Raw genomic sequence first — 11,719 nt, 5'->3', positions numbered from 1 at the left:
CCTGATGTTCGTGGGACGCCTGGTGGAATGCCGGCCAGCGGCCGGCACGACAGGAAAAGCGGCAATCGCGTGCGCGATGTCATCGCCGGAATCTACAATAGGCGGTCTCTTTTTCCCGGACCGCCCCCATGAAACTGCCTGCCGCCTGGCTGTGCTGCCTGTTGCTGACCTCGCCGGCCTGGGCCGCCGATACCGTGGTCAGCGGCAAGGTCTATCTGGAGCGTGACGGCAAGCCGGGCCGCGGTGCGACCGATCCGGGCCTGGCCGGCGTGCAGGTGTCCAACGGCGAAACCATCGTCAAGACCGCCGCCGACGGCAGCTACAGCCTGCCTGTGCGTGACGGGCAGACGGTCTTCGTGATCAAGCCCGATGCGTATTCCTTCCCGAAGGCCGCCGACGGCCTGCCGTCGTTCTGGCGGCACTATCGGCCCAATGGTTCTCCGGCGCTGAAGTACGGTGGCATCGCCGCGACCAGTGACGTTGCCCGCAACTGGGACTTCGCCCTGCAGAACGACCGGCATGACAGCCGCCGTGGTTTCCAGATGCTGGTGTTCACCGACTCGCAGACCGCCAGCCTGCAGGACATCGGCTACTACCGGCAGTCGATCGTGGCGCCGCTGGTGGGCCAGACCAAGGCGCGGCTGGGTACCACGCTGGGCGACATCGTCAACGACGACCTGACCCTGTACCCGGCGATCAACAAGGTCACCACCGAACTCGGCGTGCCGTGGTTCCACGTACCCGGCAACCACGACCTGGATGTTGACGCGGCCAATGATGCGCATTCGCTGGACAGCTGGCGCAACATCTACGGCCCCGATACCTATGCAGTGGAAGAGGGCGGCGCCAGTTTCGTGTTCCTCGACGACGTGGTGTACGACCCCAACGCCAAGCCCAGGTATGTCGGTGGCCTGCGCGAGGATCAGTTCGCTTTCCTTGCGGCCTACCTGAAGGGCATGCACAAGGACCGCCTGCTGGTGCTGGGCATGCACATTCCGCTGTTCGATGCGGCACCGGGGCGCGAGACCTTCCGCCATGCCGACCGCCAGCGCCTGTTCGACCTGCTGAAGGACTTCCGCAACGTGCTGGTGCTCAGTGGCCACAGCCACACCCAGCAGCACGTCTATCACGGTAAAGCCGACGGCTGGCAGGGCGCCAGGCCGCTGCACGAGTACAACGTCGGTGCCAACTGCGGTGCGTTCTGGTCGGGCGTGAAGAATGCCGCCGGCGTACCGGACAGCACCATGAGCGACGGCACGCCGAAGGGCTATGCGTTGCTGGACGTGGCCGGCAACGGCAGCTATCGCCTGCAGTACCGGGTGGCCGGTGCGGCCGCCAGCGAGCAGATCGGCCTGCATGCACCGAAGGTGCTGCGCAAGGGCGCGTACCCGGCGTGGGGCATCTATGCCAACGTGTACATGGGCGAGGACGCCAGCGTGGTCGAGTACCGCGTCGATGGCGGCGCCTGGCAGCCGATGAAGCAGGTCAGCCAGCCCGATCCGCGCCTGCTGGTGGAGAACGTTGCCGACGACCTGGCTTCCACGCTGCGCGGTTACGACCGCTCTCCGGAAGCCACCGCCTCGCCGCACCTGTGGCGTGGCGCGTTGCCGACCGACCTGGCCGTGGGCAGCCACAAGGTCGAGGTGCGCTCCACCCAGCCCGATGGTGCGGTGTTCACCGCCAGCACCAGCTACAGCCTGCAGACCGCGCAGCCCTGAGCGCGGGCCGGGCTGCCATCACCAACTTCCATCACGAAAGGACGCAGCATGGATATCCGCTTCATGGCCGGCACCACGCCGGTCACCCTCAGCCGCCACTGGTTCACCGGCGCGATGATGCTGCAGAGCGCCAGCGAGAAGGTCTGGGTGCAGCACCCGCTGCATCCGGGCACGCACTTCTCGTTCTCACTGGTACAGTCGTGGCAGCGCCATATCGCCGGCCATGAAGTGCTGGTGGAGCGGACCCGGCCGCTGCTGTTCGCCGGGTTCCGCCCGCAGCGCCTGCGGGTGCTGGTGGACGGTGTGCAGGTGGCCGAGCAGGAAGGCATGTGACCCCGGGCGGCGCTGTCGCCGCGCTAGGCAAAGGCCGTCCAATGCCTGAGAATCGGCACGATTCAATCGATCCAAGCAGGCCAGCGTGAACGTTGCAGCAGTGTCCCCGGCGCCATCCGAGTCCGTCCGCAGCGGCGTCTCCCGCAGCCTGGTCGTCGCCGATGTCGGCGGTACCTTCGCCCGTCTTGCGCTGGCCGAGACCCTGCCGGGGCAGGCGCCGCGGCTGGGTAGCTACCGCACCTATGCCTGCGCCGACCACCCCAGCCTGGCGGCGATCCTGGCCGATTTCACCGCCAGTCTCGGCCAGCCGATGGCCAGTGCGGTGGTCGCCATCGCCGGCCTGCTCGACGGCGATACCCTGATCAATGCCAATCTGCCGTGGACCGTGTCCCTGTCGGCGACGCGCCGCGAGTCGGGCCTGCCCGACCTGCAGCTGATCAATGATTTCGAAGCAGTGGCGTTGGCCATTCCCTACCTGCAGGCCGACACGCTGGTGCCGCTGAATGGCGATGCCGATCCGGCCAAGACCTTCCCGGCACTGGTGCTGGGGCCGGGCACCGGCCTGGGCGCCGCGTTGCGCTTCGCCGATGGCGAGCGCCCGGTGCTGGCCAGCGAAATCGGCCACGCTGCGTTGGGTGCCGGCAATGCGCTGGAACTGCATGTGCTGGGCCAGCTGCTGCAGCGCTGGCCGCATGTGGACAACGAACGCGTGCTGTCCGGCAGCGGCCTGATGAACCTGTATCCCTGCCTGTGCGAACTGCGCGGCGTGGCTCCGCAATGGACCAGCACCGAAGCGCTGATCGCGGCTGCGCGGCAAGGCGACGACGCGCTGGCAGTGGAAACCCTGCAGGTGTTCTGCGCCTGGCTGGGCAGCCTGGCCGGTGACGCGGCGATCGCCGTGGGCGCGCGCTCGGTGTACCTGGCCGGCGGCATTTCCACCCATGTGCAGGACTTCCTGGCCGACGGCCGTTTCCGTGAGCGCTTCCTCAACAAGGGGGTGCTGACCGACGTGCTGCGCCAGGTGCCGGTGTGGCGCGTCGAACATGGCCAGCTGGGTGTGCTCGGTGCGGCAGCCTGGCACGCAGCGCGGACCCCCGCGCACGATTGATCGGCGCTGCCGGCATCGGGCCGGCAGGCGCAGCATGCAGACGGAGGCGAAGATGGTGGATCGCAGGCAGTTTTTGCAGGCCGGTGCACTGGCCGCAGGCGTGGCAGCGTTGCCGGTGGTGAAGGCGCGTACGCGCGGTGGCGCCAAGGTGGTCTCGACCTGGGACTTCGGCGTGCCGGCCAACCAGGCCGCGTGGAAGGTACTGGCGCAGGGCGGCAGTGCGCTGGATGCGGTGGAAGCCGGTGCACGCTGGGCCGAAAGCGAGTTGTGCAACCCTACTGTCGGCCATTGTGGCAACCCTGACCGCGACGGCGTGCTGAGCCTGGACGCCAGCATCATGGATGGTGACGGCCGCTGTGGCGCGGTTGCTGCGCTGGTCGACATCCTGCACCCGGTGTCGGTGGCCCGCAGGGTGATGGAGAACAGCCCGCATGTGCTGCTGGTGGGCGAGGGCGCCCAGCAGTTCGCCGTGCAGCAGGGCTTCCAGCGCCAGCACCTGCTGACGCCGAAGGCCGAAGCGGCCTGGCGTGAGTGGCTGAAGACCGAAAAGTACGCCCCGCAGATCAATGCCGAGCGCCGCGGTCTTCCCGGCAACAGCGACAACCACGACACCATCGGCATGCTGGCACTGGACGCCAAGGGCAACCTGGCCGGCGCCTGCACCACCAGCGGCATGGCCTGGAAACTGCATGGCCGGGTCGGCGACAGCCCGATCATCGGCGCCGGCCTTTACGTGGACAACGACGTGGGCGCGGCCACTGCTTCGGGCGTGGGCGAGGAGATGATCCGCAACGCGGCCTCGTTCCTGGTGGTCGAGCTGATGCGCCAGGGCCGTTCGCCGGCACAGGCCTGCCGCGAAGCGATCGACCGGGTGGTGCGCAAGCGCCCCGAGGCCAGCCGCACGCTGCAGGTCTGCTTCCTGGCCATGAACAAGCAGGGCGAAGTGGGTGCCTATGCACTGCATCACGGCTTCGTCTACGCGGTGTGCGATGCGCAGCGCCAGGACGACCTGCGCGACTCACCGTCGATCTATACGATCACGCAGACGTGAGCGCACGCCTGACGTTGGAGATCGCCAGCAATTCGGTGGCTTCGGCGCTGGCCGCGCAGGCCGGTGGCGCAGATCGCATCGAACTGTTCGACAACCTTGCCGAAGGCGGTACCACGCCGTCGTTTGCCAGCATCGCCATCGCCCGCGAGCGGCTGCAGATTCCATTGTTCGTGCTGGTGCGACCGCGTCCGGGGGATTTCCACTACGACGCGCTGGAAACCGAGCTGATGCTGCGCGACATCGCCCAGTGCCGCGCACTGGGCTGCGATGGCGTGGTGATCGGTGCGCTGGATGCGCAGGGCGATATCGACCTGCCGCTGTGCCGCGAACTGCTGCACGCGGCCGGCCCGTTGCAGGTGACCTTCCACCGTGCCTTCGACGCCGCGCGCGATCTGCCGGCGGCGCTGGAGCAGGTGATCGGGCTGGGCTGCCAGCGGGTGCTGACGTCCGGCGGCCAGGCCAGCGCCGACGCCGGTGCCGATGTACTGGCCGCGCTGGTCGCGCGGGCCGCCGGCAGGATCAGCGTCATGGCCGGCGCAGGGCTGGGCCCGGGCAACATCGCCGCCGTGGCGCGGAAGACCGGCTGTCTCGAACTGCATGCCTCGGCCAAGGCGCAACGACGTTCGGCCATGCAGTTCCAGAACCCGGCCCTGCGCGGGCTGGACCCGGACTGGAGCCAGACAGACACCGCCACGGTGAGTGCGCTGCGGAAGGCGCTCGACGGCTGAGCGCATCCGCCGGGCATGGCCCGGCGCTACCGGGGCGGGTCGGCACCGCGATGGATGCATCCGCGGTAGCGCCGGGCCATGCCCGGCGAACACGCAGCCCGATCACGGACAAAACCGTTCCGCGCGCGGGTGTCGTGATCGTGTCATCGACTTCTGTGCCGCTTCCATAATGATGTCGTGCAACCCATTGATTCATCTGCAGCCCAACAGGCGATAACGACGCGTGTCGGGCGGATGCTGCGCCGCCGCATGCTGGGCGTGGTTCAGCTGTGCTTTAGTTTGGATCGATCCACAGGGGAGGGCGGTCGAATCGAGATGGATCGATTCAACGCCCGGGATCGCCATCCGACCGCGCGTCCACCATCCAAGAGCAACCACCCATGGCTCAGTCCGTCCGCAACCGCCGTCATCTGCTGTCCCACGCCCTCGCCCTGGCCCTGCTGCCGTTCGCCGCTGGCGCACAGGACGCGGCCCCGTCGCCCACCAAGGATCTTGATGCGGTCACCGTCACCGGTTCGCGCATCAAGCGTGCCAGCGTCGAGGGCCCGGCCCCGGTCAACGTGATCAGCGCCGCACAGATCCAGAAGGAAGGCTTCGTCACCGTCTACGACGCACTGAAGACCCTGACCGAGGCGACCGGCACGGTCGAGGCGGCGTCGCAGTGGGGCTCGCACACCCCCAATGCGAGTGGCCTGAACCTGCGCGGCATGGGCCCCAACCGCAGCCTGCTGCTGGTCAATGGCCGCCGCGTGGCCGACTATCCGCTGCCCTATGGCGGCGAGACCAATTTCTCCAACTACAGCAACATTCCGGCGGCGGCGGTCGAACGCATCGAAGTGCTGACTGGCGGCGCCTCGGCGATCTACGGTTCGGACGCCATCGCCGGCGTGGTCAACGTCATCCTCAAGACCAACTACGACGGCGACGAGGTGCGCGTGCGCGGCGGCACCTCCACCGAAGGCGGGCGTGATACATGGGATCTGTCCTGGGCGGGCGGCAAGACCGGCGACAACTGGAGCGTGACCTACGCCCTGCAGTACACCAAGCGCGATCCGCTGTTCGGCCGTGACCGGCCGCAGATGGACGACGCCGACGATGCGCTGTACCCGTCCTGGAACATGGAACAGCGCAAGGTCGGTTTCCGTCCCGCCGCTGGCCTGGCGTTGATCGACCCCAGCAACGGCCAGCGCCTGGCGCCGCCGGACGGCACCTGCGAGAAATTTGCTGGCGAGTACTACACCGCCGACCGCCTGGTCTACAACTACAACGCCAATACGGTGAGCAACACCGGCCGCCTCTGCGGCATGAGCGCCGACTACGCCAACTGGCTGTTGACCGGAGGCTCGGAGAACCTGTCGGGCAACCTGTATGCCACCTTCGATTTCGGCAACGATCTGCAGGCCTGGAGCAACCTGGCGGTCTACCGTTCCGAGGCGATCTGGGGCACCAATCCGCCGAGCGTGTCGCTGATCGACGATGCCAACGGTTACTACTGGGATGCCAACCGCAATCGCCCGGTGCTCGGCGTGCGCCAGTTCACCCCGAACGAAGTCGGTGGCCTGGACACGCTGCGCAATACCAACCGCGAGTTGTCGTGGGATATCAGCGCAGGCCTGCGCGGGCGCCTGGCCGATCGCTTCGACTGGAGCGCCACGGTCGGCCGTTCCTACTACCGCGTCGAGGAGCGGCAGAACGTGGTCGACGAGCAGAAGTCGTACGACTTCTTCCTCGGCCCACGGCTGGGCACCACCGGCGATGGCGAGGCGATCTACGCCTTGAACGAGTCGCGCTGGTGGAACCCGATCACCCCGGACCAGTACTGGCAGATGGGCACGGTGGCGAAGAACCGTGCGTCGTCCTACGTCAACCAGGCGTCGGCCGACATCACCGGTGAACTGTTCCAGGGTTGGGCCGGTCCGATCTCGTTCGCAGCGGTAGCCGAAGTGGCCAAGCAGGGCTATCACCTCAGCCCGGACCCGCGCGCGGGCATCGATTTCGATCTGCAGAACGTCGATCGCGGCGGTGGCGAGCGTACGCGTTATTCGGCGGGCGTCGAGTTCAAGATTCCGTTGGCCGACAGCCTGATCGCCACCGCGGCGGCACGCTACGACCGGTACGGCAGCTACAAGGCCGACAGCGGCGGCGAAGCGCTGGATATCGGCAGCCAGAAGGAAACCACCTGGAACGCCGGCCTGGAATGGCGGCCGTTCGAGTCGCTGCTGGTACGCGGCTCCTACGCGACCAGCTTCCACGCGCCGGACATGCACTACCTGCTGGGGCAGGCCAGCAGTTCCGAAGTGCTGACCTACGACCGGCTGCGCTGCATCGAGAGCGGCGCCTACCTGGTCAACAACTGCGGCGTGGGCAATGCCGATGTCTGGTACGCGTTCGATGTGAACCGCCGGGGTACGCCGCTGCTGCGCTCGGAAACCGGCGATTCGTGGACGGTCGGTTTCGTGTGGGACGTGCTGCCGAACCTGTCGATGAGCGCTGACTACTGGGCGATCACGCTGGAAGACATGATCGTCGACGTCGGTGCCGACGAAGTGCTGGCGAGTGAGGCCGGCTGCCTGACCGGCAGGAACATGGATGGCACGCCGTGGGCGAACCCGGCGGGTGAGGCCTACTGCGCTGGCATCCTGGCCCGGGTGAGCCGTGACAGCAGCGGCCGGCTGGTGTCGATCGAGCGCGGGCCGTTCAACCTGGCCAGCCGCGAAGTGCGCGGCATCGACCTGAGCGCGCGCTACCGCCTGGAGACGGCCGCATGGGGCAGCTTCCAGCTGGGGGTGAACTACACCAACCAGATCTCGACGAAGGAGCAGCGCTACGCCAACGACCCGAACCCGGAGCGTCGCGACCGTGACCTGCGCAGCAAGCTGCGCGCCAGCCTGGCGTGGCAGGGTGGCAACTGGAATGCGAACGTGTACGCCGACCGCATCGGTTCAGTGCCGGGCGTGCGCTACCACTGGGGCACCGACCGCCTGGACAACCCCGGCGGCTGCCTGCCATTCGCCGATGGCTACGTGCCCAGCGACAGCCCGTCGCTGAACTGCCTGGAACCCGCCACGCGCCCGGATGGATCGGCCAATCCGAACCCGAATGCGGGGCAGCAGACGGCGCGCTATTACGGCCGGGTCGGGCCGTTCATTACCTGGAACTTCAACGTCGGCTACCAGGTGACCGAGTTCATGAAGGTCAATCTGTACGTAAACAACGCGTTCAATGCGACCAGCTGGAACCACAAGGACCCGTACAAGGTCGACTACGATTTCGCTCCGACCCGCCTGCTGGGTGCGGTGGGGCGCGAGTTCGCGCTGGAGTATGTGTTCACGTTCTGAGGGAGGGCGGCGCCGGGCATGGCCCGGCGCCAGCCACGATTTGACGGGCAGCCACGCATGGCGTGGCTCTACTGGGCGCGCGCGGGATGGGTGGGTCGTTGGCGGGGTGGGGTGGATTTGACCTTCCCACGATGGCAAGGTCTAGGCTGGTCACCATCCTCCAGATGGAACCAGGGAAACCAGGCCATGAGCACCTCCAGCCCCACCGCCGTCCACGAGACGGCTTCCACCATCAGCCTGCCGATCGAAGGCATGACCTGCGCCAGCTGTGTTGGCCGCGTTGAAGAGGCCCTGGCCAAGGTCGAGGGGGTCGCCAGCGTGTCGGTCAACCTGGCCACCGAGCGCGCGGACATCCGTTCCTCTGGTCCGGTCGACCGCGATGCGCTGATCCAGGCAGTGGAGAAGGTGGGCTACGAAGTACCCGCCGCGACCACCGAACTGGCCGTGGAAGGGATGACCTGCGCATCCTGCGTCGGCCGCGTGGAGCGCGCGCTGTTGGCGGTGCCGGGCGTCAGCCACGCCAGCGTCAACCTGGCCACCGAGCGTGCGACCGTGCGCGGCGTTGCCGGCATCGAGGCACTGGTGGCGGCGATCGACAAGGTTGGATATGCGGCACGCGCGATCGATGGCGGTACCCAGGTCGACGAGGAAGCGGCTGAAAAGAAGGATGCCGAGCGGGTGGCGCTGAAGCGCGACCTGATCCTGGCCAGCGTGCTGGCGGCCCCGGTGTTCGTATTGGAAATGGGCTCGCACCTGATCCCCGGCATGCACCACTGGGTGATGTCCACGATCGGCATTCAGGCCAGCTGGTACCTGCAGTTCGTGCTGACCACGCTGGTCCTGGCCATTCCCGGCCGGCGTTTCTACCAGAAGGGCTTCCCGGCGCTGCTGCGCCTGGCACCGGACATGAACTCGCTGGTGGCGGTGGGTACCGCGGCGGCGTTCGGCTATTCGGTGGTGGCCACCTTCATCCCGCGCCTGCTGCCGCCGGGCACCGTGAATGTCTACTACGAAGCGGCGGCAGTGATCGTCGCGCTGATCCTGCTCGGCCGGTTCCTGGAGGCGCGCGCGAAAGGCCGCACCTCGGAGGCGATCAAGCGCCTGGTCAACCTGCAGGCCAAGGTGGCACACGTCGGCCGCGAAGGGCGCATCGTCGATATTCCGATCAACGAGGTGCTGCTGGGCGACCTGCTGGAAGTGCGTCCGGGCGAGCGCGTGCCGGTGGACGCAGAGGTGACCGACGGTCGCAGCTTCGTCGACGAATCGATGATCACCGGCGAGCCGATCCCGGTGGAGAAGTCGGCCGGCAGCAGCGTGGTCGGCGGTACCGTCAACCAGAAGGGTGCGCTGACCCTGCGTGCGACCGCGGTAGGTGGGCAGACCATGCTGGCGCAGATCATCCGTCTGGTTGAACAGGCACAGGGTTCCAAGCTGCCCATCCAGGCCGTGGTCGACAAGGTGACGCTGTGGTTCGTGCCGGCGGTGATGCTGGCGGCGTTGGCCACCTTCCTGGTGTGGCTGATCTTCGGGCCGTCGCCGGCGCTGACCTTCGCGCTGGTCAACGCGGTGGCCGTGCTGATCATCGCCTGCCCATGCGCGATGGGGCTGGCCACGCCGACCTCGATCATGGTCGGCACCGGCCGTGGCGCCGAGATGGGCGTGCTGTTCCGCAAGGGCGAGGCACTGCAGCGGTTGAAGGACGCCAAGGTGGTGGCGGTGGACAAGACCGGCACCTTGACCGAAGGTCGCCCGCTGCTGACCGATCTGGAAATCGCCGACGGCTTCGATCGTGCGCAGGTACTGGCGCGGGTGGCCGCGGTGGAGTCGCGCTCGGAGCATCCGATCGCCCGCGCCATTGTCGAGGCGGCGACGGAGGAGGGCATCGCGTTGCCGGCGATGATTGATTTCGAGTCGGTGACCGGCATGGGTGTGCGTGCCAGCGTCGACGGTGCGCGGGTGGAAGTGGGTGCTGATCGCTTCATGCGTTCGCTGGCCGTGGACATCGGCATGTTCGCTGCGCTGGCCGACCGCCTCGGCAACGAAGGAAAGTCGCCGCTGTATGCCGCCATCGATGGCCGCCTGGCGGCGATCCTCGCCGTCTCCGATCCGATCAAGCCGAGTACGCCGGCCGCCATTGCCGCGCTGCACCAGCTTGGCTTGAAGGTGGCCATGATTACCGGTGACAACGCCGCTACCGCGCAGGCCATCGCCCGCCAGCTCGGCATCGATGAAGTGGTGGCCGAGGTGTTGCCAGAAGGCAAGGTGGAGGCGGTGCGCCGGTTGAAGGCGGCCTACGGGCAGATTGCGTTCGTCGGTGATGGCATCAACGATGCGCCGGCGCTGGCCGAGGCCGATGTGGGGCTGGCCATCGGCACCGGCACCGACGTCGCGGTGGAATCGGCCGACGTGGTGCTGATGTCCGGCAACCTGCAGGGCGTGCCCAACGCCATCGCGCTGTCGAAGGCGACCATCGGCAACATCCGCCAGAACCTGTTCTGGGCCTTCGCCTACAACACCGCGTTGATTCCGGTCGCGGCGGGTGCGCTGTACCCGGTATGGGGCGTGCTGCTGTCGCCGGTGTTCGCCGCCGGTGCCATGGCCCTGTCCAGCGTGTTCGTGCTCGGCAATGCGCTGCGCCTGCGGCGCTTCCAGGCACCGATGGTCGAGGCGTCCCATGCGGCCCGGTAAAGGAGTGATGGCATGAACATCGGTGAAGCATCGAAGGCATCCAGCGTGTCGGCCAAGATGATCCGCTACTACGAGCAGATCGGCCTGATTCCGCCAGCTGACCGCACCGGCGCGGGCTATCGCGCCTATTCGCAGGCCGACGTGCACCGGCTGCGTTTCATCCGTCGCGCGCGTGATCTCGGCTTTTCGGTGGCCGAGATCACCGACCTGCTGGGCCTGTGGAACGACACCTCGCGGCACAGCGCGGATGTGAAGCGCCTGGCCGAGCAGCACATCGATGATCTGGAACAGCGCATCGAGAACATGCGGCAGATGGCCGATACGCTGAAATCACTGATCAGCTGCTGCGCCGGCGATGATCGTCCCGAGTGCCCGATCCTGCAGCGGCTGGGCGAAGGCGAGGAGGGCGCTGCGCCGGTTGCGGCGCCCACCGGGGCGGTACGCAGGCGCGCGCGCAGGACCTGAAGACGACATACGGAAAAGAAAATGCCCGCCCCGGCAGTTGCACGGGGCGGGCATCGTTCATGCAGTGGCTCAGGCGATCAGGCCGGGCGCGGCGGGAAACCCGCGTCGGTCAGCGCTGCAATGATCTGCGCTTCGCTGGCCGAGGTCTGCACCTGCACGCGGCGGCTGGGCGGGTCGGCCGACACCGTCGCCGCCGGGTCGACCAGCTCGATCGCCTTGGTCACGCTGCGCGCGCAGCCGCCGCAGGTCATGCCTTCCACATGGAATTCCATCTGTAGCTCCTTCGATGC

The 11,719-nt window shown here is 67.4% G+C and carries 9 protein-coding genes; 8 read left to right on the top strand and 1 reads right to left on the bottom strand.

Annotation, left to right across the window (positions count from 1 at the left end; all coding sequences use genetic code 11):
* Window positions 1–128: 128 nt before the first annotated feature.
* From K5K93_RS03415 to cueR, 8 genes are all read left to right on the top strand, one after another.
* On the top strand, window positions 129–1,718 hold the full coding sequence (locus K5K93_RS03415) for a calcineurin-like phosphoesterase family protein (protein ID WP_222389785.1): 1,590 nt from the start codon (window positions 129–131) through the stop codon (window positions 1,716–1,718).
* Window positions 1,719–1,766: 48 nt separating this feature from the next.
* On the top strand, window positions 1,767–2,051 hold the full coding sequence (locus tag K5K93_RS03410) for a hypothetical protein (protein ID WP_025874818.1): 285 nt from the start codon (window positions 1,767–1,769) through the stop codon (window positions 2,049–2,051).
* A gap of 85 nt (window positions 2,052–2,136) precedes the next feature.
* Window positions 2,137–3,159 carry a glucokinase gene (locus K5K93_RS03405; RefSeq protein WP_222389784.1) on the top strand — a complete coding sequence of 341 codons (1,023 nt, stop codon included), beginning with the start codon at window positions 2,137–2,139 and terminating at the stop codon, window positions 3,157–3,159.
* A 52-nt stretch (window positions 3,160–3,211) separates the two neighbouring features.
* Window positions 3,212–4,210, top strand: a complete 999-nt coding sequence (locus tag K5K93_RS03400) for a N(4)-(beta-N-acetylglucosaminyl)-L-asparaginase (protein WP_222389783.1) — start codon at window positions 3,212–3,214, stop codon at window positions 4,208–4,210.
* Complete coding sequence (locus K5K93_RS03395) at window positions 4,207–4,938, top strand: copper homeostasis protein CutC (RefSeq protein ID WP_093819671.1); 732 nt, start codon at window positions 4,207–4,209, stop codon at window positions 4,936–4,938. Before K5K93_RS03400 ends, K5K93_RS03395 begins: the two co-directional genes overlap by 4 nt.
* 380 nt (window positions 4,939–5,318) lie before the next feature.
* Window positions 5,319–8,276 (top strand): TonB-dependent receptor, encoded by a 2,958-nt coding sequence (locus tag K5K93_RS03390; protein ID WP_222389780.1) that lies wholly within the window; start codon window positions 5,319–5,321, stop codon window positions 8,274–8,276.
* Between the two features lie 186 nt (window positions 8,277–8,462).
* Window positions 8,463–10,964, top strand: a complete 2,502-nt coding sequence (locus K5K93_RS03385) for a heavy metal translocating P-type ATPase (protein WP_222389777.1) — start codon at window positions 8,463–8,465, stop codon at window positions 10,962–10,964.
* Window positions 10,965–10,976: 12 nt separating this feature from the next.
* Complete coding sequence (gene cueR, locus K5K93_RS03380) at window positions 10,977–11,429, top strand: Cu(I)-responsive transcriptional regulator (protein ID WP_025874806.1); 453 nt, start codon at window positions 10,977–10,979, stop codon at window positions 11,427–11,429.
* Window positions 11,430–11,506: 77 nt separating this feature from the next.
* Here the strand turns inward: cueR and K5K93_RS03375 are convergent, their stop codons facing one another.
* On the bottom strand, window positions 11,507–11,701 hold the full coding sequence (locus K5K93_RS03375; RefSeq protein WP_222389775.1) for a heavy-metal-associated domain-containing protein: 195 nt from the start codon (window positions 11,699–11,701) through the stop codon (window positions 11,507–11,509).
* Window positions 11,702–11,719: the final 18 nt, after the last annotated feature.

It is taken from the genome of Stenotrophomonas sp. DR822 (assembly GCF_019793815.1).
GTDB lineage: Bacteria > Pseudomonadota > Gammaproteobacteria > Xanthomonadales > Xanthomonadaceae > Stenotrophomonas > Stenotrophomonas indicatrix.
The sequence above is the reverse complement of the archived record's forward strand: the minus strand, read 5'-3'. Positions and strand labels throughout refer to the sequence as shown.